This window comes from Streptomyces sp. SP18BB07 (assembly GCF_036322545.1).
GTDB lineage: Bacteria > Actinomycetota > Actinomycetes > Streptomycetales > Streptomycetaceae > Streptomyces > Streptomyces deccanensis.
On the sequence record NZ_JAQYWT010000340.1, the window covers coordinates 200,264 to 225,055 of the forward strand.

Annotated in this window: 23 protein-coding genes; 16 read left to right on the forward strand and 7 right to left on the reverse strand. The window is 69.5% G+C overall.

Features of this window, described 5'->3' with window-relative positions; translation table 11 throughout:
• Positions 1-294: 294 nt before the first annotated feature.
• Complete coding sequence (locus PUR53_RS29040) at positions 295-828, forward strand: NUDIX hydrolase (protein WP_329910160.1); 534 nt, start codon at positions 295-297, stop codon at positions 826-828.
• On the opposite strand, the gene PUR53_RS29045 is transcribed toward PUR53_RS29040, so the two are convergent.
• On the reverse strand, positions 806-2,146 hold the full coding sequence (locus PUR53_RS29045; protein ID WP_329910161.1) for a hypothetical protein: 1,341 nt from the start codon (positions 2,144-2,146) through the stop codon (positions 806-808). The two genes, PUR53_RS29040 and PUR53_RS29045, sit on opposite strands and share 23 nt — an antisense overlap.
• 126 nt (positions 2,147-2,272) lie before the next feature.
• On the opposite strand from PUR53_RS29045, the gene PUR53_RS29050 reads away from it, so the two are divergent.
• From PUR53_RS29050 to PUR53_RS29060, 3 genes are all read left to right on the forward strand, one after another.
• The gene (locus PUR53_RS29050; protein WP_046916453.1) at positions 2,273-2,503 is read left to right on the forward strand and encodes a hypothetical protein; all 231 of its coding nucleotides are present in this window, start codon (positions 2,273-2,275) and stop codon (positions 2,501-2,503) included.
• A 245-nt stretch (positions 2,504-2,748) separates the two neighbouring features.
• The gene (locus PUR53_RS29055) at positions 2,749-3,192 is read left to right on the forward strand and encodes a glycine-rich domain-containing protein (protein ID WP_329910162.1); all 444 of its coding nucleotides are present in this window, start codon (positions 2,749-2,751) and stop codon (positions 3,190-3,192) included.
• 69 nt (positions 3,193-3,261) lie between these two features.
• Entirely contained in the window at positions 3,262-4,098 is an 837-nt protein-coding gene (locus tag PUR53_RS29060; protein WP_329910163.1) for a protein kinase, read from the forward strand.
• A 930-nt stretch (positions 4,099-5,028) separates the two neighbouring features.
• Here the strand turns inward: PUR53_RS29060 and PUR53_RS29065 are convergent.
• Positions 5,029-5,511 carry a GntR family transcriptional regulator gene (locus PUR53_RS29065; protein WP_329910164.1) on the reverse strand — a complete coding sequence of 161 codons (483 nt, stop codon included), beginning with the start codon at positions 5,509-5,511 and terminating at the stop codon, positions 5,029-5,031.
• 171 nt (positions 5,512-5,682) lie between these two features.
• Here PUR53_RS29065 and PUR53_RS29070 point away from each other — a divergent pair, with 171 nt between their 5' ends.
• The 7 genes from PUR53_RS29070 to PUR53_RS29100 all read left to right on the forward strand — a co-directional run bounded on the left by PUR53_RS29070 (position 5,683) and on the right by PUR53_RS29100 (position 11,602).
• Entirely contained in the window at positions 5,683-6,033 is a 351-nt protein-coding gene (locus PUR53_RS29070) for an SCO3933 family regulatory protein (protein ID WP_006381100.1), read from the forward strand.
• Positions 6,030-6,242: a hypothetical protein gene (locus PUR53_RS29075; RefSeq protein ID WP_329910165.1), complete on the forward strand. Its 213-nt coding sequence runs from the start codon at positions 6,030-6,032 to the stop codon at positions 6,240-6,242. Before PUR53_RS29070 ends, PUR53_RS29075 begins: the two co-directional genes overlap by 4 nt.
• Positions 6,239-7,645, forward strand: a complete 1,407-nt coding sequence (locus PUR53_RS29080) for a cell division protein FtsK (protein ID WP_329910166.1) — start codon at positions 6,239-6,241, stop codon at positions 7,643-7,645. Before PUR53_RS29075 ends, PUR53_RS29080 begins: the two co-directional genes overlap by 4 nt.
• A 58-nt stretch (positions 7,646-7,703) precedes the next feature.
• Positions 7,704-8,402: a DUF2637 domain-containing protein gene (locus PUR53_RS29085; protein ID WP_329910167.1), complete on the forward strand. Its 699-nt coding sequence runs from the start codon at positions 7,704-7,706 to the stop codon at positions 8,400-8,402.
• Between the two features lie 145 nt (positions 8,403-8,547).
• Complete coding sequence (locus tag PUR53_RS29090; protein WP_329910168.1) at positions 8,548-10,011, forward strand: replication initiator; 1,464 nt, start codon at positions 8,548-8,550, stop codon at positions 10,009-10,011.
• A complete protein-coding gene (locus PUR53_RS29095) occupies positions 10,008-10,214 on the forward strand; it encodes a helix-turn-helix transcriptional regulator (protein WP_059083826.1) in 207 nt (68 codons plus the stop codon). Before PUR53_RS29090 ends, PUR53_RS29095 begins: the two co-directional genes overlap by 4 nt.
• Positions 10,208-11,602 (forward strand): tyrosine-type recombinase/integrase, encoded by a 1,395-nt coding sequence (locus tag PUR53_RS29100; RefSeq protein ID WP_329910169.1) that lies wholly within the window; start codon positions 10,208-10,210, stop codon positions 11,600-11,602. Before PUR53_RS29095 ends, PUR53_RS29100 begins: the two co-directional genes overlap by 7 nt.
• Before the next feature lie 212 nt (positions 11,603-11,814).
• Here the strand turns inward: PUR53_RS29100 and PUR53_RS29105 are convergent, their stop codons facing one another.
• Together PUR53_RS29105 and PUR53_RS29110 are read right to left on the reverse strand one after the other, a co-directional pair.
• Positions 11,815-12,609 (reverse strand): hypothetical protein, encoded by a 795-nt coding sequence (locus PUR53_RS29105; RefSeq protein ID WP_329910170.1) that lies wholly within the window; start codon positions 12,607-12,609, stop codon positions 11,815-11,817.
• Positions 12,610-13,188: 579 nt separating this feature from the next.
• Positions 13,189-14,916 carry a S1C family serine protease gene (locus PUR53_RS29110; RefSeq protein ID WP_329910171.1) on the reverse strand — a complete coding sequence of 576 codons (1,728 nt, stop codon included), beginning with the start codon at positions 14,914-14,916 and terminating at the stop codon, positions 13,189-13,191.
• Between the two features lie 342 nt (positions 14,917-15,258).
• Between PUR53_RS29110 and PUR53_RS29115 the strand changes: the two genes are divergently transcribed.
• The 3 genes from PUR53_RS29115 (at position 15,259) to PUR53_RS29125 (ending at position 18,204) form a co-directional block, all read left to right on the forward strand.
• Positions 15,259-16,068 (forward strand): glycerophosphodiester phosphodiesterase, encoded by an 810-nt coding sequence (locus PUR53_RS29115; protein WP_329901883.1) that lies wholly within the window; start codon positions 15,259-15,261, stop codon positions 16,066-16,068.
• A 307-nt stretch (positions 16,069-16,375) separates the two neighbouring features.
• Entirely contained in the window at positions 16,376-17,005 is a 630-nt protein-coding gene (locus tag PUR53_RS29120) for an ATP-binding protein (RefSeq protein ID WP_329901882.1), read from the forward strand.
• Positions 17,006-17,214: 209 nt separating this feature from the next.
• The gene (locus PUR53_RS29125) at positions 17,215-18,204 is read left to right on the forward strand and encodes a DUF5926 family protein (RefSeq protein ID WP_329901881.1); all 990 of its coding nucleotides are present in this window, start codon (positions 17,215-17,217) and stop codon (positions 18,202-18,204) included.
• 255 nt (positions 18,205-18,459) lie between these two features.
• Here PUR53_RS29125 and PUR53_RS29130 read toward each other — a convergent pair whose 3' ends face one another.
• Together PUR53_RS29130 and PUR53_RS29135 are read right to left on the reverse strand one after the other, a co-directional pair.
• Positions 18,460-19,311, reverse strand: a complete 852-nt coding sequence (locus PUR53_RS29130) for a hypothetical protein (RefSeq protein ID WP_443080372.1) — start codon at positions 19,309-19,311, stop codon at positions 18,460-18,462.
• Positions 19,312-19,366: 55 nt separating this feature from the next.
• Positions 19,367-20,032: a bifunctional DNA primase/polymerase gene (locus PUR53_RS29135; RefSeq protein WP_329901880.1), complete on the reverse strand. Its 666-nt coding sequence runs from the start codon at positions 20,030-20,032 to the stop codon at positions 19,367-19,369.
• A gap of 513 nt (positions 20,033-20,545) precedes the next feature.
• Between PUR53_RS29135 and PUR53_RS29140 the strand changes: the two genes are divergently transcribed.
• A complete protein-coding gene (locus PUR53_RS29140; protein WP_329910172.1) occupies positions 20,546-22,069 on the forward strand; it encodes a PP2C family protein-serine/threonine phosphatase in 1,524 nt (507 codons plus the stop codon).
• A 196-nt stretch (positions 22,070-22,265) separates the two neighbouring features.
• Positions 22,266-23,756, forward strand: a complete 1,491-nt coding sequence (locus tag PUR53_RS29145; protein ID WP_443078327.1) for an aminopeptidase P family protein — start codon at positions 22,266-22,268, stop codon at positions 23,754-23,756.
• A gap of 196 nt (positions 23,757-23,952) precedes the next feature.
• Here PUR53_RS29145 and PUR53_RS29150 read toward each other — a convergent pair whose 3' ends face one another.
• On the reverse strand, positions 23,953-24,786 hold the full coding sequence (locus PUR53_RS29150) for a triphosphoribosyl-dephospho-CoA synthase (RefSeq protein ID WP_329901877.1): 834 nt from the start codon (positions 24,784-24,786) through the stop codon (positions 23,953-23,955).
• Between the last annotated feature and the right edge of the window lie 6 nt (positions 24,787-24,792).

The following is a 24,792-nucleotide window of genomic DNA, read 5'->3' on the forward strand; positions in this document are numbered from 1 at the left end:
GAACGCGGCCGCCGCACCACAAGCGCACCAGATAGAACGGGGAACAGCAGGGAATCACGGTGAAAGCGGCCAAGGCCGGTGACTCCTCGCTCCTCGCATTCGCCCAGCTCAGGGCCCCGACGCGCCACAAACGCTCGCTGCCTCCCAAGCTGAGGTTCGAGAACTCCTCCTGCCGTTCGGCCTCTCCAACCGGAACACGACACATCTCGTCAATGTGACGCGAAAAGCGTCGAACTGACGCCCTCTTCCGCAGCGGTCTGAGATCCTGGAGTCCGATCGAGAGGGGCCGAAGGCATGGAGTGGAAGACCCACGGTGAGCGGCAGATCTACACGAACAAGTGGGTGAACCTGTGTCTGGTCGACGTCCAACAGCCTGACGGGCGCAGGTGGGAGTACCACGTCGTTCGCCTCCGGCACCTGGCCGTGGCCGCCGTCGTCAACGACCGGCAAGAGGTGCTGATGATGTGGCGGCACCGCTTCATCACGGACTCGTGGGCTTGGGAGTTGCCCATGGGCCTGGTCGAGGAGGGCGAGTCACCCGAGGAGGCGGCGGCCCGCGAAGTGCTGGAGGAAACGGGCTGGCGGCCTGGCCCCATCAAGCCTCTCATCTATGCCGAGCCGGCCAACGGCATCACCGACTCTCAGCACCACGTCTTCCGCGCGGACGGCGCGACCCACGTGGGACCGCCCACCGAGATGAACGAGTCAGACCGGATCGAGTGGATCCCGCTCAGCGAGGTGCGCGGAATGATCGACCGCCGCGAGATCGTGAGCAGCGGAACCCTCGTTGGTCTTCTCTACCTGCTCATGGATGAAGCGATCCGCTGACCGGTGGGAGCATCGCCCGTAGCCGTGCCTCAAAGGCCAGGGCTACGGGCTCCTGCCTGTGCGGGGCCAACTGGTCGTAGAACTCCCTGAGATGGCCGGACACCCGCTCCGAAGCCACTGCCGACGCGGACTCCAGAGCCTGCGTGGCAGTCCCGCACGCCTGGTCGAGCTTGCCTTGGTCCAGCTGCGTACGGGCCAGCCAGAAGGCGTGAAAGGCCCGGCCCCGCTGATTGGTAAGGGCCTCCCGGCGCAAGGCATCCGCGATCAACGGTTCAGCCGTCGCCGCCTCGCCCAGGCGGCCGTGGGCAATGCCCGTGTCCACTATGAGCTTCAGTTCGTCGAAGTAGGTCACCCACGACGGGTCCGGGTCGCTCTCCTGGATCTGCTCGAACTGGCGGTGGGCTTCCCCGATGGCTCGGTGCGTCGCCGTGTGGCTGCCGAGCGTGGCGTGGGCGAATGCCTCGCGCATGGACAGCATCGACAGCACTCGCGGTGTCGTGCCGAAGGCTGAGCGGGCACGGTCCTGGGCTGCGGTCACGAGTGCCAGGGAGTCCGCGGGCTTGTCCTGGTAGGTCGCCTGCAAGCTCATACAGGCCAGGACGTTGGCCATGAACTGGCGGTCGTCGATCTCCTTGGCCAGTTGCAGGGCCTCGGTGAAGTACGCGCGGGCCTGGTTGTACTGGCGGGCGTCGAAGTAGGTCCAGCCGGTGAGGCGCGCCAGCTCAGCCGCGATCCCGTACAGGCCGTTCTGGATGGACGGCGGTCGGCTCTCCGTCAGCAGGCCGACGACGTAGCGGAGCTGGCCGACGACGGCCGGCCTCAGTGCCTCGCCGCCGTGCTGGTCATCCCGACGCCAGTAGTCCTCGATGGAAGATCGGAACGCTTCGAGCGTGGCTGCGCTGAGGTTGCTCCGCGTGGCCAGCGCCAAGATGCTGTCCACGTCCGGGCCTGGGAGAGAAGCGGCTGACCGTTCCTCGGGTTCTGGCACTTGAGGTGTCTCGCGCTCGGTGACCGCGAGAGCCTGCGGTGTCTCCCAGGGGCGGCGAGCAAGCCCGAGCATGCCTCCTGGGATGCGCAAGCCGTCCGAGATCCGCTCGATCACGTCCATGTGGAGCAACTGGCGGCGCCCGGCGATCACCTCACCAACCCGACTCGGAGTCAGGTCACATCGCCTCGCGATCATCGACGGGTAGATGCCCGCACGGGCCTTCACCAGCCGGAAGACTCGGGCGAAGTCCCGCACCCGGCACGCGTTGATCATCTCGGGGTCGGTGAGCAGCCGGGCAGGTAATTCCTGCGGCCGGTCGGCGTCGGGCATCGGGCCAGCTCCCACACTGCGAGGGCTACGCAACGTCGCGGATTCTCTACTAGCCGCGATATTACCCAAGTTGGGTAATCAGCCTGGCCTTTTGGCAGGGGTCCCCTGATCGCGATGCTCCTCTGCATGGCGAGCAATCAGCAGACCAGGCCAGGCATCAGCGAGCTGGCGAAGGACCGTGCCACCGGACGCATCGGGGTCGTCATGGGTGAGGTCGGCGGCCGTGTGCAGATGCGGCCGGTCCGTGGCGGCAGGGAGTGGGATGCCATGCGGGACGACGTGGAGGCGCTCAGCGCGCGGGAGGAACTGAGCGTGCGTCTGGCCGCAAGGAACGGCAACAGTCGGGTCGGGCTGTGATGCGCGCCGTCGGCCGGTACGCCGGGGTCCTGTTCATCATCTGCATCAGCGGTTCGTGCGGATTGGTGATCGGTATGGCCCTCGGCATCGGCCAGTAGACCGGCCGCCCCGAACGGGTGCCTTTGCGACTCCCCCGTCCCCGTTCGGGGCCGGCCTCCAAGCCCGATCGCGATCGCCTTCGAACTGCGCTCCGGATCGCGACGGCAGGTACGTGCCCTGCTCCACCTCACACGAGGAGACTGCACATGACGGCAACAGCGAACGACCAGAGGACCGGTCGCGCGGTGGCGGGTGAGGATCTGATCCAGAGCCTCACTCATTTCGTGATCACCCACAACGGGCAGTCGCCCGAGCGTGCCGAGCGGATCGCGGACCAGGCGGTGGCGTTCGTGGTCACGGCGGCGACCGCCACGGTTCCCATGGTCCCGTCGGATGACGTGGACCTGGGCCTCCACGCGCTCATCCTGCACACGAAGGAGTACGCCGGGCTGTGCGAGCAGTACGCGGGCCGCTTCCTCCACCACAACCCGAAGCCGGGCGGAGGGGCACGCGACCCTGAGGAGGTCGCCGCCTCGGCTCACGCCATGAAGGCGGCCGGGTTCATGGTCTTCGACGACCTGTGGACCGTGGACGGCACGAACCTCGCGCAGTGCGACTCGGACTGCGGCCGACCCTACGGTCAGGACTGACCCACCCAACAGCGACGCGACCGGCCTCAACTCGTGGTCGGTCGCGTGCGCCCGGAAGGAGAGACGACGTTGTCCGGCTCAACCGCTGAACTGCCGATCGTGGTGCTCGACGCGCTCATGCCCACGGCTCAGGTTCTGGTCACCAATCGCCGGGGCTCCACGGTCTGGGAGGTGGAGAGCCATCGGGGCCACTACGCCGTGAAGCTCGGCTACCCGATCGAGGCCACGGCCGAATGGGCTGCCCAGCCCTGGACCGCACTCGCGCCGGCGCGCGAGGGCGCCGTACTGCACCGTCTCGGCTTCCACGAGATCGCCTACGGCGAGTGGGAGCGCGGTACCTGGAACTTCCAGCCGTGGCGCGAAGGGCCGGACCTGTACCGACTGTGGGAACCCTGCCGTAAGCCGGACTCGTCCATCGCGCCGCACACCAGCGTTGCCCTGGGATGCGTCGAAGCACTGGCGGAACTCCACGTGAGGGGCTGGGCACACGGAGACGTGCAGCCCGCCCACTTCATCATCGGGCCCGAGCGGACGCACCTGATCGACCTCGCTCTCGCCCGTGGCGGAAGCGTTCCCCAGGGGTACGACTTCCCGTTCCGCGGCTGCCTCGTCCACTACGAAGCACCGGAGATCGCCCGCAGCGTGCTCGCCACCGGGGAAGCCGAGCCCACGCCGGAAGCCGATATCTACGCCCTGGGCGCGTCCCTACTCATCTCCGCCACCGGTTGGCGAGCGGTCGAGTACCCGGACGACGCTCCTCGCCCTGTGCAGAGAGAAGCCGTGGCCAACGGTCGGCGTCGCCCCGTAAAAGCGCCCGGTGAGCTGGGCGAACTGATCGAAGCCATGCTCAGCCACGCGCCCGAGGACCGGCCGACGATCTACGAGGTGGGTAAAGCCCTGAGCTGATCGCCGCCCCTGCTCGCCGTCGTTGCTCGTACGGCGGCGGGCCGACAACAACAGACCGGACCACCCCTCAGCCTGGACAGCATTCCGGGTGGTCCGGTCGTGGAAGCCCTGATCAGGACCCCGGTGCCGATGGTACCGGGGTGGTCGGCATGCCCGAATGCGGGTGCGGCCACAACCTCGGCTTCCTGTTGTCGAGTTGAAGAGAGCCCCTGATGAAGTCCCGTCGAGAAAAACCGTTCTGGCCTCAGCCACCGAAAGTCAACCACGGCGGCGGGTGCGCCGAACGAGCACCCGTCACGTGTGCCTCCAGCAACCCCGTACGGGCCTCAGCCACGTTGCCCGCATACGTCACCGGCCGTGCTCCCGTCTGCCTGGGCGCTGTGAACGTACGGACGGCACCCCACTCCGCTTCGTCCTTCCGGCGCGATACGACGGCTGGTGGCACGCTGCGTTCCTCACCGGGGCGCTTCGGTCTGGTCCTCGTGCTCGGGACGGCCGAGTTGCTTCCTGCTCTGGCTGTCCGCATGGGTGGTGTTGCGCGCTGAGCGGCCGGGGGCCGCCGCAGCGGTGGCGGAGACAGGGAGCGGCGGCGGCCCGTGGCCGCCAGCGCGCGCGGACCGCCGAAGGCGGGCCGCCTTGATCCAGTAAAGAAACTCTGAACAGCACCGCAGGGCAGTGGTCAATCAACAGGGGAGAGGCACGGATGCCGTGGCAGGGTCCGGCAGCTCGGACAGCGCGGCGCGGAACGACGGCACGGCAGCAAGCAGGGAGCGATGACCGAGCACATACCGGACAACGAAATGGGGTCGACCAGCATTCACGTCGGGGACACGGATGAGGTGGTCGCGCTGATCGAGGAGATGCGGGCCATGGTCGTCCGCCTGAGCAGAGAGACCAGGGAGTTGCGAGAGGAAGTGGCCCAGCTCAGGACTACGGCTTCGGCTGCTGCGCTGCCTTCAACTGCTCGACCTCACGGCGCAGTTCCTGATGATCAGCGCTGAGGGCGCGGATCTCGTCGCGTAGTGATGTGAGGATTTCAGCGAGGTTGGCCCCGGCGGCTTCAGCGTCGTCGGGCCTTCCCTCCCCTGGCCCTGCCTGGCCTGACTTCTGGCCACTTTTCGACAAGTACCAAGCTGGCGCTGTGTAGTTGGCAGAGAACTCGCCCCCACCGTCATGGTCTGCGACGAAGCTCCCCCGGCCATGGATCGTGTAGATCAGGCCCTCCTCGCGCAGCACGTTGAGCGCGGACCTCATGGTCATGTTGGCCACGCCGAAGCGTTCCTGTAGCTCGCGAATGGCCGGCATCTGCTCGCCCGGCTTGATCCGCCCTTGCAAGATGTCGCGCCGAAGTTCGTCGGCAGCGTGTTGATACGGCGGCCGGCGGTCCTGCTTGTTCTCTGGCGCGGGGCTCATGGCCCAAGAGTAGCGATTCCTAGCTCCCCTAGCACACCCCACTGACATAGGTGACCCATGCCAGTTGATACCTAGCTCACCCTATTCACTTGACACTGCTAGGTCAGCTATGTTCAATGGTGATCACGCCCCGCCGCCCCGGGTGGAGCGCAACGAAAGGAATCAACTCCCATGGCACGCATCCGTGTTGGCCTGCTCCCCACCTCGTCATTCATGGTCGGAACCCTGCCGGTGCCGAAGTACGCGGACCAGGAGAAGACGCAGTTCGCCACCGACCGTGAGACCGGCGCGAAGCTCTACACGATCACCCTCTTCTTCATGGAGGAGGACCGCGCCGAGGCTCTGAAGATCACCGTCCCGGAGACGGGTCTGCCCAACGGCCTCCGTCCTGGTGTTCCGGTCATGCCGGTGGAACTGTTCGCCACTCCGTGGGCGCGGATCTTCAACGGCTCCCTCTCGGACGGCATCGCCTACCGCGCGGGTCGGCTGGACCTGGTGGCCCCGGCGGCCGAAGCGGCGTGAGCGGCACCGTCTTCCGGTCCGGCGCTGAGCGCAGCTACCCGCTGCCTCACGCCGGGCCGGATGCCTGGTTCACCGAATTACTCGTGACCTCGGTGGCGGCCGTGCTCATCGCCTACGGCTATCCCCACCTCGACGCCTCGACGGATCGGGCGGCCCTCGAATCGGCCCTCGGGGCCTTCCTCTACAACCCGTTGGAGAGCCACGCATGAAGGATCCGAACGCCCCGGTGGAAGGGATTTTCGGTCACCTCCCGATCATCGTCGCCCTGGCGCTGACCTCGCTCGCCGCATGGGCGGCCTGGTGGGTAGTCCGCTACGTGCTCGCCGACGCCATGACCCGGCAGTCCATACGGCAGGCCGTACGCGTGCGGTGGGGCTGGAAGCGACTGGCACCGATGCTGAAGCTGTCGGCCACGGACAAGACCCCGACGGCTCTCGCGTCGCTGGCGAACACGCAGGGCAAGCCCCACAGGCCGCGTGTCCTCATCCCGGCTCTGAAGGTGAAGCACGACGCGTACGGAGTGATCGCGCGGGCACAGTGCCTGCCTGGCGTAGGACTCCAGCAGTTCCAGAAAGCGGGTCCGCACCTGGCGGACGCCTGGCGGTGCACACGCGTGGCGGTCACCCAGGACAAGCCTGGGGAAGTCCTCATCCGGGGTGTGCGACTGGACCCACTGAAGTTCCCCACCGAGCACCACCCCTCGGGTGACGCAGCGGAAGAGACAGCCCGGTGGGATCTGGGCCTGGACGAGTACGCGCAACCCGTATCTGTGAACCTCACGCAGGTCCCCGGCGTGACCGTGGCCGGCCTTCCCGGCTTCGGCAAGACCAGCCTGATCAACCGGCTTCTCTCCGACTGGGCACCCTCGCCCGCAGTGCAGTTCGCCTGTGCGGACGGCAAGGTGTCGGCTGCCTATGAAGGCGACTACGCCGACTGGGTCCAGCGCATGTTCGCCTTCGTCGGCGATGACCTGGAAGAGGCCAACAAGCTGTTCCGGCACCTAGTGGAGCTGCGCCGCGCACGGTCGGCCTCGGTGCGCCAAGTGCTCGGGGTGAAGTCCATGTGGGACGTCGGCCCCTCCGAGAGCTGGCCCCTGGTCGTGCTGATCGTCGACGAAGCCCACACCTACTTCCGCGACCACAAAGGCAGCGACCAGCAGACGAAGAAGCTGGCCGCGCTCGCCGCCGAGAACGCCCGCCTCGTGGAAGACCTGGTGAAGAAAGGCCGGTCCGTGGGTCTACTCGTCATCCTCACCACTCAGAAGTCCACGGGCGACGCAATCCCCACCTTCATCCGCGACGTCTGCCCCGTCGGCCTGAGCTTCGCCCAGAAGACCGCCGAAGCCGCCGTGGCCGCGCTCGGCGACGAGATCCGGGAATGGCCGGACGCCAACCCCATCAACCTCCAGGACCCCACCTACGTCGGCGTCGCGTCCATGAACCACCAGTCGCAACCCGGCTTCACCCGCATCCGCACGCCCTACGTACCCGACGCGGAAGCGGCTCGCATCGCCGAAGAGACGGCGAACCTCACCGCCGACCCGTCCGCCCTGCTGGAAGCCTTCCTCGGTCCTCGCATGGGGGACGTGGATCTCACGAAGCTCGACGCCTAAGCAGTGCTCCCCACCACCCCCGCACGTCCCGTCACCCCAGGAGAGGAGGTGAACACTCATGACAGAAGACCGGATCACTCAGCGCACCATCACCGCCGTCATGATCGTCATTGCCGCGCTGGCGTTCGTCTTCTCCTTCGGCAACGTCTGGTCCCTTGCCCTGCGCCTCGGCGTCCCCGGACCGATCGCACCGCTCATCGCCCCGATGGTGGACCTGTCCGTGGTCGGCCTGCTGGTCGCCCTCCGCTACCTCTCCCTGCGCGGCCTGCCCGCAGACCAGATGACGGCCGCCACCCGCCTCATGCACTTCTCCGGACTGCTGACCCTTGCCCTCAACGTCGCAGAACCGATCGTCGTCGGACACTACGGCCGCGCCGCCGTCGACGCGGTGGCCCCGCTGCTCCTCCTCGGCTGGGGTTCCGTCGGCCCGCAGCTCCTGCGTGCCTTCCACACCGTTGCGCGCTCTGCCGTACCGGCTCCGCTGGCGGACGAGATCGAACCAGAGTCTGAGACGGGCTCTGACGCCTCCAGCCCTGCGATGCCGCTCATCGTTCCGCCCCCGGCGCCGGTCGCTCCTCAGATCGCCTCGGCTCCCGCCTCGCCCGTGGTCAACGTTCCTGAGCCGCTACTGACCGAAGCACGCTCCATCGCGTCGTCGCACCACACCGAGCACGGTGAACCGATCACTGCGGCCCAGCTCAAGACCCGCCTCGGTATCGGCCTGCCCATGGCCACCGCGCTGCACGCCGCTCTGTAGGGCCACCCCCTTCGCCGGCCTCCCCTGCACCCACCACCGCCCCCTGGGCCCGACTCGCCATGCCTGCGGGCAGCAGCCCGAGCGCACTGAATCGCTGCTGCCCGCAGGTCCTCACCCTCGCGCCAGAAAGGACACCCCGCCACCCATGCGCCGCCCCCTCGACCTGCGCCACGTCATCAGCCCCGGCCTGCGGGACCTGGTCGAACTGGCCAACACCGACGACTTCGACCGCGTCACCGAACAGGTCCGCGATCTTCGAGGCTGCACGAGTCCCGTCAACCTGCACGGCTGGACGATCACCACCGACCAGACCACCAAGCAAGTGGTCCGCTCCTACCGCTCCGAGGACGAACCCTCCGGCCGCCTCCTCACCACCTGCGGCAACCGTCGTGCCTCCCGCTGCCCGGCCTGCTCCCGCCTCTACGCGGCCGACACCTATCACCTGATCAAGGCCGGACTGTCCGGCGGCAAGAACGTCGCCGAAACCGTCCGCGACCACCCCCGCGCGTTCGTCACCCTCACCGCCCCGTCCTTCGGCCCCGTCCACAACCGCCCCACGACCGTCGCGGGCAAGCCCCGCCCCTGCGCGTGCGGTGAAAGCCACTCCCAGGACGCGCCCGAACTCGGCACCCCACTCCGCCCGGCAAGCTACGACTACACCGGCGCCGTGCTGTGGAACGCGCACGCCGGGGCCCTCTGGGCGCGCTTCACGACCTACCTGCGCCGTGCCCTCGCCGAGCACTTCGGCATGACGCAGAAGGCACTCAACTCGGCTCTCCGCGTCTCCTTCGCCAAGGTCGCCGAGTATCAGAACCGCGGCCTGGTCCACTTCCACGCGGTCGTCCGCTTCGACGGTCCCGACGGCCACACCACCTCGCCCCCGGCCTGGGCCACCTTCGACGCCCTACGCGTCGCCGTCGGCCTGGCGGTCGAGCGAGCCCGGCTCACGGTCGAGTCGGATGCGGTCGGCGATCGCGTCATCCGGTGGGGCGACCGGTTCAAGGTGGACCAGATCTCCGCCCTGGGAGACGGCGAACTCACGGACGCCAAGGTCGCCGGATACGTCGCCAAGTACGCCACCAAGAACGCGGAAGGCGCGGGAACCGTGGACCGCACCCTCGTGTGCCGCCCCTGCTCCGGACGCGGCTACGTACGCGGCCCCGACGGCTTCCGCGACCTGTGCGACGACTGCGACGGCACCGGCCAAGCCGAGCGCCTCGCCGATCTCCCGGTGCAGCAGCACGCACGCCAAATGATCCGCACAGCTTGGGCGCTCGGCCACCTCCCCGAGTTCGCCGATCTCAAGCTCTGGAAGTGGGCCCACATGCTCGGCTTCCGCGGCCACTTCTCCAGCAAGTCGCGCGCCTACTCGACCACCCTCGGCGCACTCCGCGACGTGCGCCGTGCCTGGCGCACCGCCCAAGCCGAAGCCGCCCGCATCCGCGCCGGCCTCCCAGTCGACGACGAGAACACCACCCTCGTCACCGCCTCGTCATGGACCTACCTCAGCAGCGGCTACCGCCCCGGCGAAGAGTTCCTCGCCGCCCAGGTCCGCCATGACAGAACGCACGCCGAACGCCTCAAGTTCGAAGGAGCACCCTGGCTGTGACCACTCCGACCACCGCCGACAAGCGAACGCTGACGCTGGTCGAAGCACTCGCTGAGATCCGGGTCTCTCGCGCTGCCTTCTACCGGATGCGCGCCCGGGGCCAGGCGCCGAAGCACCTGAAGCTCCCCAACGGTCAGATACGTATCCGCCGGGCCGACCTCGACGCCTGGTTCGACGGCTGCGAGGTGCAGGAAGCGTGCTGACCTACGACGTTCAGATCTGGGGCATCCGCAAGCGGTCTGGCCGTGCGGCGGCCTACCAGCTCCGTTGGCGCGTCGGCCCGCGTCCCTTCTCCAAGAGTTACAAGATCAAGGCGCAGGCTGACGGGCGTCGTGCAGAGCTGCTGACGGCCCTGCGCAACCGCGCCCAATTCGACACGGAGACCGGTCTACCCGCCTCGGAGATGCAGGCACTCAACTCCGCCACCTGGTACGCCCACACCCGTGCCTACGCGGAAATGAAGTGGTCCGGCGCCTCGGCCAAACACCGGGCGAGCATCGCTGACACGCTCGCCACTATCACGCCGAAGCTGGTCAAGGACAACCGTGGTGCACCGGCTCCGAAGGTGCTTCGGATCGCGCTCTACTCGTGGGTCTACCGGTTCGTCCTCGGCGATGACGGGACTCTGAGGCCGCGTCTCGATGTCGAAGAGCCACCGGCCGAGATCGTGGCCGCGCTGGACTGGATCGGCCGGAAGTCCGTAGACATCACCGACCTCAACACGCCCTCGGTGGTACGGACTGCGCTGGACGCGCTGAAGCTAAAGCAGGACGGCACGGCCGCGGCCGAGAACACCGTGAACCGCAAGCGGACGGTCTTCAGCAACTGCCTCCGGTACGCGGTAGAGCGAGAGTTACTGACGACGCTGCCCCTCGACAAGGTCGACTGGACTCCACCCGAGACGGACGACGAGATCGACTTCCGGTTCGTCCCCGGACCCAAGCTGGCAAAGGCACTGATCAACGCTGTTGGCGAGCAGGGCGAGCGCGGACGGCACCTGATGGCGTTTTTCGGCTGCCTCTACTACGCAGCCAACCGCCCTGGTGAGGCGACCAGTCTCCGAGAGGACGACTTCACCCTCCCCAAGGAGGGTTGGGGTGAAGTCCTGCTCTCCGTGAGCATGCCCCGAGTCGGCTCCGGATGGACCGACACAGGCGAGTCGTTCGATACGCGCGGCCTGAAGAAGCGGGCCCGCAAGGCGACGCGGCCGGTGCCGATTCCGCCCGTTCTGGTGAGGCTGGTCCGCGAGCACATCAAGGAGTTCGGCACCGCCGAGGATGGCCGGCTCTTTCGTGCGGCCCAGGGTGGCCACCTCCTCTCCAAGGAATACGGAGAGGCGTGGAAGGCAGCCCGGCTCGCGGTGCTGACGCAGCCCGAGGCTGCCTCACCGCTGGCTGACGTGCCGTACTCCCTGCGCCACGCGGGCGTCTCACTCTGGCTTGAATCTGGCGTCTCCCCAGCGGAGGTCGCGCGCCGGGCGGGCCACAGCATCGCAGTCCTGTTCCGCTTTTACGCCAAGGCGATTCACCGCAACCAACAGCGCTCGAACGAGCAGATCGAACGGGCCCTGGAGGCTGCCGACGGCGAATAGGCAAGGCCGTCCGTCGAACCGCAGAAGCCATCCTCACCCCACGCCGGGGAGAGGATGGCTCCTTGTGCTGTCCTGATGTGGTCGACGCTCCGAACAAGCGAAGATCTCTGACGAGCACTTTCCCGAAGAGTCTGCCGGTTCTTGGCCTCGCCCGGCCCTCACCGCAAACGAATCGCGCCCGTGCCCGTCACCAACGTCCCGGGACAGCACATCTAGCCATGGGCAACCCGCCGCCATCCGTCCGCGAAAGCCCACTTGCTGTCCGGGTGGTACGAACGCGGGCCGCGCACCTTTGCCTCGTATTGCGGCTCCTCGGTCACCTTCCAGTCGCCGTTCTCCCACTTGACGATCAGGTAGGTGGTCTCGTCCTTCAGCGACTTGTTGTCGGCACTCTCTTCACCAATAGGGACGAGGCGGTCGTACTCCATCCAAACAACGACGATTTCGCCGCTGTGGTCAAGGCTGAGGGGGAGGACCGCCTTCACGACGGTCTGTCCATCCTTCGGCGTTGTGATCCCAAGCGGCGCTCCGACCATGCCGCTGACCCCCCTGTCGATGGTTTCGGGGGAGTCCTCGGATGTGACCGCAGTCCACTGCTGGCGCGCGATCACCTCATCCCGCAAGTTGAAGTCCTGCCAGTAGGAGACCGCAGCAGAGACCGCGCCGACGGAAGTGTGCTCGAACCCGGTCCCGATGCCCTCGTCATTCGACCTCGGCTCGAACACTCTGACAGGAGGGGCGGTGGCTGGCGTGTACTCCTGCCCCCGCCCCGACGATTCAGAGCTCTTGTCACCGCCAGAACTCGGGGTCGGCTTCGCGTCTGTCTGCGTCTGGGTGTTCCCGCCGATGATCGACGTAAAGGCGAGGATGCCACCAACAGCGAGTGCCGCCCCGGCCACCACCCCGATCGCCAGAAGCCGTAACTGGTGCTTGCGTGCTTTGCTGTCGTTGGAGTCTGGATCAGGCTGCGTGGTGGGGCCTCGGTCAGTGGCCGCTTGGTGGCGCATCGTCTCTCCGCATCTCAAATCGCCGAGGGCTACAAGGCACACCAACCCTAGGCAGGGTCTACCACATGTCGCGTCCACATCACGGGGGCGGCCGGATGAAAAGGCGGGCTGGCTCAGACCATCGGATGAGCCCTGGTCAGTCGGCACTTCACGGGTCTGGCCATGGCGCGGAATTTGGTCCACGCCTGGTCCACACGCACTGATCCACACCGCGACAGGGCCGGATCAAGGTGAGACAGCCCCGCGCAGAAGGGGTGCCCCTCAGCGAGAGGCACCCCTTCTGACCAGCATGTCTATGACCTGCGGAGTGGGCGGGATCCGGGTCCACGGAGACGCTTTCGCGTCCTCACGTTTTTCAAGACCGTTCCCTTAGGCCGCTCGGGCAACCCACCTGGGCCCCGCCCACCTGGGGCGGAGCGGGTACAGCGTACCGGCTGTGTTCATGATCATGGGAAGTTGGCCGGCCACTGGCATCGCGCAGAAGTGCCACCCCTCACTGCCCAGGACGGCCGGGCGCCGGGCAACCCCTGTTTCAGGGTGCCCGGCGCCCGGTCGGCAGTAGGTGTCCGCGGTCAACCGTCAGCTGTCGCCCTCGCGTTCGCCCAGGGTGACCTCCGCCGTGTGGGTCTTGCCGTCGCGGGTGTACGTGAGGGTGACCTTGTCGCCGGGGAGGTGGGTCCAGATCTCGCCGATGAGGGTGGGGCCGCTGTCGATGACGTGGTCGTCGAGCTTGGTGATCACGTCACCGGGCTTGAGGCCGGCCTTGTCGGCGGGTCCGCCCGCGGTGATGGACTCCGAACCGCCCTCGCCCGAGTTCGTGATCTTCGCTCCGCCCGTGACCTCCTCCAGGGAGACCGAGGCGCCGATCACCGGGTACACCGGCTTGCCCGTCCTGATCAGTTGCTGGGCCACGTTCTTGGCCTGGTTGATCGGGATGGCGAAGCCGAGGCCGATGGAGCCCGCCTGGCCGGAGCCGAAGCTGCCGTTGCTCGCGGACTGGATCGCCGAGTTGATGCCGATGACGTTGCCCCGGGCGTCGAGGAGCGGGCCACCGGAGTTGCCCGGGTTGATCGACGCGTCGGTCTGCAGGGCGCTCATGTACGAGGCCTTGCTGCCGGAGGAGCCGTCGCTGGAGGCCACCGGGCGGTTCTTGGCGCTGATGATGCCCGTCGTGACCGTGTTGGAGAGGCCGAAAGGCGCGCCGATCGCGATCGTCGAGTCGCCCACCGCCACCTTGTCCGAGTCGCCGAGCGTCAGCGGCTGCAGGTTCGACGGGGCGTTCTTCAGCTTGATGACCGCCACGTCGTAGCCCTGCGCGTGCCCGACGACCTCGGCGTCGTACTTCTTGCCGTTGGGGAAGGTGGCCGACACCTTGCCGCCGTCGACGGCCTCCGCCACCACGTGGTTGTTGGTGACGATGTGGCCTTCCTTGTCGAACACGAACCCGGTGCCCGTGCCGCCCTCACCGTCGTTGCCGGACGCCTCGATGGTGACCGTGCTCGGCAGCGCCGAGGAGGCCACCGCGGCGACCGTGCCGGCCGCGCGCTTGACGTCACCGCCGTTCTGGGAGGCCGAGACGGTCGTGGAGCCCGTGGAGTTGTCGTTGCGGTCGGCCAGTGTGTAGCCGATGCCGCCGCCGACTCCGCCCGCGACCAGCGCGGCCACGAGGATCGCGGCGATCAGACCGCCGCGCTTGTTGCCGGCCGGCTTGGGAGCCGGCTGCTGCGTCTGCTGCCAGGAGGAGCCCCAGCCGCCGTCGCCCGGGCCACCGGGACCGCCCGCGCCACCGGCGCCTCCGGCCGCGCCCGCGTTGCCGTACGCGCCGGCGCTGTCCCCGTACGCGCCGGCGGCTGCGCCGTTGTCCGCGTACGACGGGACGGCGGGCGGCGGCGGGGGCGGCCAGGATGCGTCGGGCGCGGAGGACCCGCCGGGTCCGGCCGGTCCGGCCTGACCGCCAGGTGCCTGTGCGTAGCCGCCGCCACCGGGCGCCTGACCGTATCCACCGCCGGGCACCTGGCCGTGGCTCGCCGCGTACCCGGGTGCCCCCGTGGACACCAGCTCGGGCTGGGGCTGCTGCGTCGTCGGCGGGACTGGCGGAAGCTGCTCCGTCGGCGGGACCGGCGGCAGCTGGGTCGTCGGGGCGTTGTCGGCGGCGGGCGCGGCCGAGGGGGCCGGGGCGGTGGTCTCCGCCGGTGTCGCGCTCGGCTCGTTCGCCGGCGCCGGCGCGGAGGCAGCGGGAGAATCCACCGGCACGGGAGGTGCGGACGGGGCCGGGGGTACCGCGGTGCCCTCGTTCTCGGTGCTCACAGCTTTTCTCCTCGGTCCACGGCTTCACCTTGTAGGCGGTCGACCGTTCTCGGGTCGATCGTTCTTGGGGCGGTCGTTCTTGGGGCGGTCGTTCTTGGGGTCGACCGTCTTTCGGGTTTCGGGTCGACTGTTGTTCTTGGTCGCACAGAGGGCTGTGCGTGAGTTTTGTGCTGCGGTCAGCTTTTCCCACGAGCCGTCAGGGCACCATAAGCGGTGCCTGTGGGTCCGGGACCATCCTTTATATAGGATCTATCGGACTAACGGCGCGTACTGTGCGTACGAACCCGGTCGTCCACGGTCACCACCCCCACGCGTACCCCGTCACGGTGGCACCATGACGCGGTGACCCACGCACGACAGCTCCCGATTCAGGTCGTCGCCCACCGGGGTGCCTCCGAGGCGGCCCCCGAGCACACCCTGGCCGCGTACAAGAAGGCGATCGAGGACGGCGCGGACGCCCTCGAGTGCGATGTCCGGCTGACGGCGGACGGCCACCTCGTCTGTGTCCACGACCGACGCGTCAACCGTACGTCGAACGGCCGCGGCGCGGTCTCCGCCCTGGAGCTCGCCGACCTGGCCGCCCTGGACTTCGGTTCCTGGAAGAACGGCGACGAGGCCCCCGACTGGGAGGTCACCCCCGAGGACCGGGCCGACACCTCTGTCCTCACCCTTGAGCGCCTGCTCGAACTCGTGGCCGACGCCGGGCGCCGGGTGGAGCTGGCCATCGAGACCAAGCACCCCACGCGCTGGGCCGGCCAGGTCGAGGAGCGGCTGCTGGTCCTGCTGAAGCGGTTCGGCCTGGACGCCCCGGAGTCGCCCGTCGACTCACCGGTGCGGATCATGAGCTTCTCGGCGCGCTCGCTGCACCGCGTCCGGGCCGCGTCCCCGACCCTGCCCACGGTCTATCTGACGCAGTTCGTCTCGCCCCGGCTGCGCGACGGACGGCTGCCGACCGGTGTACAGATCGCGGGTCCCTCGATCCGGACCGTGCGCAACCACCCCGTGTACATCGAGCGCCTGAAGAGCGCCGGGCACCAGGTGCACGTGTGGACCGTGAACGAGCCCGAGGACGTCGACCTCTGTGTCGGGTTGGGCGTGGACGCCATCATCACCAATCGGCCACGCGCGGTTCTCCGTCAGCTCGGCCGCTGAGCCCGCACCTCGACCACCGGGCTGTTCAACTCGGCCGCCGAGCACACGGGTTCCCACGACTTCGAACACACCGTTCTCGACAACTCCGCACACGCGCACCGCGACAGCTCCGAACACGCCTCTGTTCACATCTGCGACCACCCCGCCGACCGCCGGCGCCGCCCCTGCGCGGCGCTTGGCGGAGGTAAGAATTCCGCCAAGACGACCGACCCACTCCCGGGGACAAGTCGGCATATCGGGGACGAAATTCAGCCACGTAACTACGGGGTGTACACCGGCGCGTTCGGAATGTATTCGAGTGTGAGGAGTGCGTCAGAGCACGTGGGTTGGCCGGTTTCCAGTCCAGTCCAATGGGGCATTCACACCGTGGCGTGGGGCGAAGGAGGTCTCGGGGGTGGCGTTGGTGGTGGCACAGGAGGTGCCCACGTCGTCGAGCATGGCCGTACCCCATGGCCCTGCGGGCGTGGGGGAAGCAAGGCACCGGATGCGCGATCAGTTGCGCACGGGCGGTGTGGCGGAATCGGTCATCGACGATGCCCTACTGATCCTTTCCGAACTGCTCAGCAATGCCTGCAAACACGGCAGACCGCTCGGCGACGCGCTGGCCGGTGACGGCGACGTGCGCTGCGCCTGGCGGATGGATCCCTCCGGGCGGCTCACGGTCGAGGTGACGGACGGCGGTGGTCCGACCCGCCCGGTTCCGTCGACGCCCTCGGTCACCGCACACGGCGGCCGCGGGCTGAACATCGTCACGGCACTGGCCGACGACTGGGGCGTACGGGACGACGCCCGCGGCGAGGTCACCGTGTGGGTCGTCGTCCAGGACGACGTCTACCGCGCCCACCGCCGGGACGACTTCGTCACCCGCGTCGTCGCCCCCTCGGTCTCCGCCCTCCCCGACCTGGACTTCGCGGACGCGTTCGACGACATGGACTGACCCGCCGGGCAACGACACGGGCTGACCCGGCCGGGCGACGACACGCACTGACCGGCCGGGCACATCCGGCCACGGGGCCGGGCACATCCCGCCCCGAACCACCGGTTCCGGGACGACTCGGTGCGTTGTCCACAGGGTCCCGTCGGGCGTCGTACGAGCGGCTAGGCTCGCGCGAGTACGAGACGAGCCGTGATCGGGAGACACCCACGATGGCCAAGAAGCGACCCCACACCAAGGCCAAGCGCCCGCAGGGCACCGGCGGAGCCGGCGCCGCCAGCGCCGATGGGCAGGTTCCGGTTGTCGGCGCGCGCGAGCAATGCCCCTGCGGCAGCGGACGCCGCTACAAGGCCTGCCACGGCCGGGCCGCCGCCCAGGCGGTGACCGAGCTGGTGCAGCGGCCCTTCGAGGGCCTGCCGGGCGAGGGCGACTGGATCGCGCTGCGCGAGCTGGTGCCCGCCGCCACCGTCGAGCTGAAGCTGAAGGACGCGCTCCCCGAAGGGGTCCCGTCGGTGACGCTCGCCACCGTCCTGCCCATGGCCTGGCCCGCGCTGCGTCGCGACGACGGCTCGGTCCTGCTCGGCCTGCAGAACGACACCGCGTCCGGAGACATCAGCCGCGACCTCGCCGACACCCTGCAGCGCGCCCTCGTCGCCGAGCCGGGCACTCCGGTTCAGGGGCGGCGCGCCCCGGCCGACGGTCCGCGTCTGCAGGACCTGCTCGACCCCGAAGGTGAGTTCGAGCCAGTTGTGCACACGGGCTTCGAGTTCTGGATCCCGGACACGGAGAACGCGACTCCGGAGGTGACCGCCTCCCTGGAGCGCGCCAACTCCGCGGCGATCCCGACCGTGAAGCTCGCGGGCGTCGACGCGGCCTACTGGTGCGAGACCCCCGAGAAGAACCACCTGCGCTGGGTCATGCCGCACGCCGAGGAGCAGCTTCTCGACGCGCTCGCCCGGCTGCACGCGGCGGGGCGCTCGAGCCTCGGCGAGGGCACCCGTCTGGTGGGCTCTTTCCGTGCTCACGGCCTCACCGTGCCGGTCTGGGACCTCCCCAGCGGGGTGGGCGCGGACGACATCGAGAAGCCGGCGGCGGAGTTCGCCGAGCGGCTCGCCGGCGCCCTGGCCGACGAGTCCCCGCTCACTCCGGAAGAGCGCCGGGCGCGCGGTGGCCTCACCAACCGACAGGTCACGCTGAGCTGACGTACGCTCCCGCGCCGACGGGGCGGTCGGCCGACCGAGTGCGTTCGAAGTGTGGTGACTCCTGTCACAACTCCCCTACGTGACAGGCAAATTCGTGTCCGAATAGCCGAGATCGAATTTGCGAAGCGCCGATCTCTTGTTACGGTTCCATTAGCCCGGTTGCTGGTGCATCCCCCGTCGCCAGCAACCGGGTCTTTTCATGCCCGGGTTCCGGACCGGCCTCGCTGGACGGAAACCCTCTGGGCGTCAACCCCCTTACGAGCGGCCCGAGTTGCTCCCTGAGCGCAGCAAAAGCGGCCCCCCGCCGTCCGGTGCCGCGAACTCCGCCACGGCCGTGTACGCCCCCGCCCCGCCCCGCGTACGCTCCCTCGGCGTCTCACACATCCCCGGCTCGTCGTGCGCGCCCACGGCGCAGTGGATCCGTAGGGTGTGCCCGCCGGGCGCCATCATGCTGAGGACCGAACTCAGTTCACGTCCGGTGGCGTTGCGGTAGTACGTACGGGCCCAGGTCCGGTCGCCCTGGGTGAGGACGCACGTCTGTGCCTCGATGCCGTCGGGGGAGGTGAGGTCGGGGCCGCAGCGGGCGGCGGTGGCGAGTCCGAGGCCGAGCAGCCGCGCGGGACCCTCGACGTCGCCCGGAGTCTCGACGTCGCCCTGGGTGTCGGTGTCGCCCTGGGTGTCGGTGTCGTCAGCAGCCCTTGTGTTGTCCTGCTCGTCGGCGGCACCGCCCGCCTTCTGATCGGCGCGGTCGGCGGACTTCTCGACGTCCCCGCCGGATTCGTCCCTGCCGGATGCGTCCGTGCCCCCACCGGACCCGGCCGCGCCCCCGGCGGCACGTTCGAGTTCGGAGGGGAGAGCCCGCTCGGGAGTGGAGGCGCGCTCAGGACTGGCGGCGCGCTCGGACGCGGGAAGGTCGGCGACCGGGCCGGCGGAGGCGACGAGGGGGATGCCGAGGGCGACCGCGACCGCGACGGTCAGTCCCGCGAGGCGGAGCCGACGCGGATCCGGCCCGCCGCACGCCGGCTCGGGTGCTCTGCGGCTCCGGGATGGGGGAGCACTGTGACGGCCGCGCGACGGGGCCCCGTGGCCCCCGGGAAGACGCTGCATGTCCGGAAGATAACGACCGACCGGGGGCGCCCGGCCCCGCGCGCGCCGGGCGGGCTCAGAACTCGGGCGCGCTCACACCCGTACGAGTGAGGGCGTCGACGACGGCGTCCACGACCGCCTCGACGTCGGGCACCCAGGGCGCGGCCGAACCGGGCAGGGGTGCCCGCTCCCAGCGGACCAGGCCGTGCCCGGTCTCGGAGGGGGGCAGGGCCAGGTAGCCGCCCTCGCCGTGGAAGCGGAGGGAGCCCGGGACGAAGTCCTTGGCGTAGAGCAGCTCGCCCAACTGCTCCATGGAGTACGGCGCGACGAGGATCGCCCAGCGGTGCGGGGCCGCGACCACGGGGCCGAGGCGCATGCCGGTGCGGTCGAGGGCGGCGAGGGCGCGCGAGGCGGCCAGGGTCGGCAGGCTCACCGCGCAGGGGGCGGCGCCGCCGGTGGCCAGCACGATCGGCGCGGTCGGCCGGTTGGCCCACCACCAGCGGACCATGCGCTCGTCGGTGGTGGCGGCCAGCAGGCCGGGGTCGAAGGGGTGAGCGCCGGGCACCACGCACTCCGGGTCCGGGCAGCCGCAGCGGGCACGTCCCTGCGGGTCCGGCGCCACCCCCGGGAGTACGGGCCACTGCCATTCCGTCGCGAACGTCAGGGCCTGCTCAAGAAGCTCGGGCCTCCCGCCGTTGCGCTTGGACAGGAGCCTGCGTCGCTTTCCGGGGATCTCGCGCATGAGCGCTCGTCCTTTCCGTTGCACGCATGGCAACACCGTGGGTCACATCACAACATGTGTCGTTCACTGCACTGTGCGTACCTGCTGGCGCATCACACCCCTGTCGCGGACAAGGGGAAGCCCTGCGGGCCGAGCTCGGTTACGTCCGCGTCCATCGCTTGCGTCGACTTGCGTCTGTCAAAAGCATGGGCATGGCGTAGGGGTGGCGGCGCCTGGCGTTTTGCTGTCCCGCATGTGCTCGCCGCCTCCGCCACGGGAGGATGGGGCTCGGTCGTCGGTGGATAGGACGCCCGGGTCCGTCGCCAGGTTCCGGGTGGCCTCCGCCGCCCCTGGCCTTCACCGGGTACGTACCCATCACGACCGCTGTGACGCTCTGTTGAACAAGGCCAGTCGACCTCAATACACCGTTCACCACAACACTTTTAGGCCAACTTAGCTTTCTCCAAAGGACTGGACAAGAAGTCGACGGTCGCCCAACAGCGCCTCACGGACACCAGATATCCCAGCAGGACAATGCTGGACATCCCCTCACGAGTGCGTGTACATGTGGAGACACTGCTAGCGGCGCAGAATGACATGGGGGTTTGCGATGCTTTTGAGCAATACGCACCGGTCGGAAAGCCGGACACCATGAACGCCCCTCACCCTCCGAAAGTGGCTGGAATCGATTCAACGGTTCCCTCCCCCGCACACACTGTCGCGCCCGCGCCCGCCCCCCCGAGCACCCCATCGGCCCCTCCCGCCACAGGCCCGGGCACCGCCCCCGGGGCCGTGCTCCAGGACAGACTCGCGGGCTGGGTCTCGGACCTCACGACGCTGCACGAACTCACCGAACGTCTGACCCGCACGGACGCGCTCGACAGCGCCCTGAAGGAACTCCTGCACGCCGGAGCCGCCCTCGTCGGTGCCCGCCGGGGCCTCGTCGTCCTGGAACCGGCCGACGGGCTCGGCCCGGACACCACCATCGGCCTCGGTCTCGGCCGCGCCGACCTCGGGCACATCGAGACCGTGCCCCGCAGCTCCCTGCCGTACGGCCGCATCCTCGACGGGCTGCCCGGCGGCGACGGCGAGATCGCCCAGCCCGACCTGTTCGCCGAGGACGGGCTCGATCCCCGCCACCGCGAGGTCGCGGCCCGGCTCGGATACGCGGCGAGCTACGCGCTGCCCCTGTCCACCGAGAAGGCCGGCCGGCTCGGCGCCGCCGTCTGGCTGTACGACGAGCCCGCGGAACCGGTCGAGCGGCAGCGGCATCTCGTCGGGCTGTACACGCGGTACGCCGCCGAGCACCTCGCACGGATCGTCGAGGTCGAGCGCACGCGCGCGTCCATGGCGACCATCGCCGAGGAACTGCTCCCCTCCCGGCTGCCCCGGGTCTCAGGTATCCAGCTCGCCGCCCGGCACCGCACCGGGCCGCGCGGCGGCGGCGACTGGTACGACGCGCTGCCGCTGCCGGACGCCGCGCTCGGCCTCGCGGTCGGCTCGGTCACGGGAGCGGGGCCCAGCGCGGTCGCCGCGATGGGAAGGCTGCGGGCCTCGCTGCGCGCCTACGCCGTGATGGAGGGGGAGGACCCCGTCGCGGTCCTCTCCGACCTGGAGCTGCTCCTGCGGCTCACCGAACCGGCCCGCTCCGCCACGGCGCTCTTCGCCTACGTCGAACCCGCGCTGCGCAAGATCACTCTGGCCGGGGCCGGGCACAGTCCGCCGCTGGTGATCGGCGACCGGCGCACGGAGTACGTGGAGACGTCCCTGTCCGCGCCGCTCGGCATGCTCGCCTGCTGGGAGGCGCCCAGCGTCGAGCTGACCGCCGAACCAGGAGAAACCGTCCTGCTCTACACCGACGGCCTCCTCCAGCGCACCGGCGAGCCCGTCGACCGCGCCTTCACCCGCCTCCACGCGGCCGCCGCCTGCGTTCCCCGGGCCCTGCGCACCGACCCCGGCGCCGTCGCCGACCACATCCTCCGCACGATGCTCCCGAACGGCCTCGACGAGGCGCACGGCACGGAGGACGTCGTGGTGCTGGCGGCGCGGTTCGAGTAGGGCGGGCGGTTCGAGCGGGACGGGTCCGTGCTGCCCCTGTCGGGCCAGGTGGCCGGCTCATGGCGGGTGGTGGGTGGCAGGCTCGCGGCTGCTTGTCGTGAGGGGATGGTGACCCCTTGTGAGGGCTGGTCATGTGCCCTTCGGGCTGTTCGGCGCGACCGTACGATGGACGGGGTCCAGTGCCGTACCTAGGAGGATGACCGTGGCGGACGAGCTCGAGCCGGCGATCCCGGAGACCGAGGCGACCGAAGCCGAAGAGCCGATCAAGCAGCGCAAGAACGGCCTGTACCCGGGCGTGTCCGACGAGCTGGCCGAGAGCATGAAGTCGGGCTGGGCCGACACCGAGCTGCACGGCCTGGAGCCGATCGCCCAGGCCGCGGAGACCGCCGCCCGCCGCGCCGCGCTCTCCGCGCGCTTCCCCGGCGACCGCCTGGTGATCCCCTCGGGCAACCTGAAGACCCGCTCGAACGACACCGAGTACCCCTTCCGGGCGTCGGTCGAGTACGCGTACCTCACCGGCAACCAGACGGAGGACGGCGTCCTCGTCCTGGAGCCCTCGCGCTCGGGCGAGGGCCACGACGCGACGATCTACCTGCTGCCGCGCTCCGACCGGGAGAACGGCGAGTTCTGGCTCTCCGGCCAGGGCGAGCTGTGGGTCGGCCGACGCCACTCACTGACCGAGTCGGCGGAGCTGTACGGCATCCCCGCCGCCGACGTGCGCGAACTCGCCGACAAGCTGCGCGAGGCCACCGGCCCGGTCCGGGTCGTCCGTGGCTACGACGCCGGCATCGAGGCGGCCCTCACCGACAAGGTCACCGCCGAGCGCGACGAGGAGCTGCGGGTCTTCCTGTCCGAGGCCCGGCTCGTCAAGGACGACTTCGAGATCGGCGAGCTGCAGAAGGCGGTCGACTCGACCGTGCGCGGCTTCGAGGACGTCGTACGGGTGCTGGACAAGGCCGAGGCCACGTCGGAGCGCTACATCGAGGGAACGTTCTTCCTGCGCGCCCGGGTCGAGGGCAACGATGTCGGCTACGGCTCCATCTGCGCCGCCGGCCCGCACGCCACCACGCTGCACTGGGTCCGCAACGACGGTCCGGTCCGCTCCGGCGACCTCCTCCTGCTGGACGCGGGCGTCGAGACGCACACGTACTACACGGCCGACGTGACCCGGACCCTGCCGATCAACGGCACGTTCAGCGAGATCCAGAAGAAGATCTACGACGCCGTGTACGACGCCCAGGAGGCCGGTATCGCCGCCGTGCGGCCCGGTGGCAAGTACCGCGACTTCCACGACGCCGCGCAGCACGTCCTGGCCGAACGGCTGGTCGAGTGGGGGCTCGTCGAGGGCCCCGTGGAGCGGGTCCTGGAGCTGGGGCTCCAGCGCCGTTGGACCCTCCACGGCACCGGGCACATGCTCGGCATGGACGTCCACGACTGCGCCGCCGCGCGCGTCGAGTCGTATGTCGACGGGACCCTGGAGCCGGGGATGGTCCTGACCGTCGAGCCCGGCCTCTACTTCCAGGCCGACGACCTCACCGTCCCCGAGGAGTACCGGGGCATCGGCGTCCGCATCGAGGACGACATCGTGGTGACGTCCGACGGCAACCGCAACCTCAGCGCCGGGCTGCCTCGCCGGTCGGACGAGGTCGAGCTGTGGATGGCCTCGTTGCGGGGTGCGCGGGGCTGAGAGGGCCGGCTTTTCGTCTGCGGGTGCGTGGGGGCTGGTCGCGCAGTTCCCCGCGCCCCTGAAAAGCAGGGGCTGCGCCCCGTGCTTTTCACCCCGAAAGGGCCGCAGGCCTCTTTCAGGGGCGCGGGGAACTGCGTGAGAAGCCCCACCGGACGGACGCCTGGGGTCAAAGGGGCGCAGCCCCTTCAGGGGCACGCTATGCCGCCACCCTCGCGGCAGCGACAGGCAGCGCGTCCACGAACAACGCGCCCGCCAGCAACGCCCCGCTCCCCCGAGGACTCCACCCCCGCTCCTGAAGATCCACGTCGAACGCCCTCAACGCCGCCCGCCCCTCCGCCGTGCCCGTACCCCCCACGTCGATCACCCCCCGCGCCCCGGCCTGCACATGCCGCAGCCCACGCGGCCCGGCGGTGTACAGCAACTCGGTGTCCTGCAGCGTCGACATGACCGTGAGCAGCGCGTCGAGCCGGGCGTCCGCCTCCGGCGTGCCCGACGTACGGGCCCTCGCCAGCACGTCCAACGCCCGCCGCACATGGGGGAATCCGGCCCGCGCCTCGCCCCGGGCCCCGGCCGCCCCGTACTTGGCGGAGACGGACGACCCCCGGGACGGCCGCCGCGGCGCACGCCGGTCCGGATGCGCGGCGATCTTCTTCGCTATGGCGGCCAGTTCACGCCCCCGCGCCCCGGGCTCCATCGCCGCCGCGGCGAGCAGCAGCCCGAGCACCCAGGTGGCGCCCCGGTGGCCGCCCCCGGCGAGCCGCACCGAGTGTTCGGTGCAGCGTCCTATCGCCCCGAGTTCGGCACGGAGTTCGGGCGTCGCCGCACTGTGGCGGCGGGCGCAGGCCGCCATCGCCGTGAGGCCGGGCACCAGCGCCTTCGCCGACCAGCGCAGGGCACGGTGGTCCTGCCGGGTGATCCGGGCGCCGAGATCGCGCGGGTCGGGCAGGCCGGGCTTGGGCGTGAGTTCCAACTGCCGGGTCAGCGCGGCCACCGCGGCCCGCGCGAGCGTCTCGTCCTCGCGGCTGCTCATGGCCGT

What these genes read in the sequence shown, in the direction of transcription:
- PUR53_RS29040 (WP_329910160.1), top strand. Translation starts at nt 295, where the DNA reads ATGGAGTGGAAGACCCACGGTGAGCGGCAGATCTACACGAACAAGTGG.
- PUR53_RS29045 (WP_329910161.1), bottom strand. Translation starts at nt 2,146, where the DNA reads ATGCCCGACGCCGACCGGCCGCAGGAATTACCTGCCCGGCTGCTCACC.
- PUR53_RS29050 (WP_046916453.1), top strand. Translation starts at nt 2,273, where the DNA reads ATGGCGAGCAATCAGCAGACCAGGCCAGGCATCAGCGAGCTGGCGAAG.
- PUR53_RS29055 (WP_329910162.1), top strand. Translation starts at nt 2,749, where the DNA reads ATGACGGCAACAGCGAACGACCAGAGGACCGGTCGCGCGGTGGCGGGT.
- PUR53_RS29065 (WP_329910164.1), bottom strand. Translation starts at nt 5,511, where the DNA reads ATGAGCCCCGCGCCAGAGAACAAGCAGGACCGCCGGCCGCCGTATCAA.
- PUR53_RS29070 (WP_006381100.1), top strand. Translation starts at nt 5,683, where the DNA reads ATGGCACGCATCCGTGTTGGCCTGCTCCCCACCTCGTCATTCATGGTC.
- PUR53_RS29080 (WP_329910166.1), top strand. Translation starts at nt 6,239, where the DNA reads ATGAAGGATCCGAACGCCCCGGTGGAAGGGATTTTCGGTCACCTCCCG.
- PUR53_RS29085 (WP_329910167.1), top strand. Translation starts at nt 7,704, where the DNA reads ATGACAGAAGACCGGATCACTCAGCGCACCATCACCGCCGTCATGATC.
- PUR53_RS29090 (WP_329910168.1), top strand. Translation starts at nt 8,548, where the DNA reads ATGCGCCGCCCCCTCGACCTGCGCCACGTCATCAGCCCCGGCCTGCGG.
- PUR53_RS29105 (WP_329910170.1), bottom strand. Translation starts at nt 12,609, where the DNA reads ATGCGCCACCAAGCGGCCACTGACCGAGGCCCCACCACGCAGCCTGAT.
- PUR53_RS29125 (WP_329901881.1), top strand. Translation starts at nt 17,215, where the DNA reads ATGGCCAAGAAGCGACCCCACACCAAGGCCAAGCGCCCGCAGGGCACC.
- PUR53_RS29130 (WP_443080372.1), bottom strand. Translation starts at nt 19,311, where the DNA reads ATGCAGCGTCTTCCCGGGGGCCACGGGGCCCCGTCGCGCGGCCGTCAC.
- PUR53_RS29135 (WP_329901880.1), bottom strand. Translation starts at nt 20,032, where the DNA reads ATGCGCGAGATCCCCGGAAAGCGACGCAGGCTCCTGTCCAAGCGCAAC.
- PUR53_RS29140 (WP_329910172.1), top strand. Translation starts at nt 20,546, where the DNA reads ATGCTGGACATCCCCTCACGAGTGCGTGTACATGTGGAGACACTGCTA.
- PUR53_RS29145 (WP_443078327.1), top strand. Translation starts at nt 22,266, where the DNA reads ATGACCGTGGCGGACGAGCTCGAGCCGGCGATCCCGGAGACCGAGGCG.
- PUR53_RS29150 (WP_329901877.1), bottom strand. Translation starts at nt 24,786, where the DNA reads ATGAGCAGCCGCGAGGACGAGACGCTCGCGCGGGCCGCGGTGGCCGCG.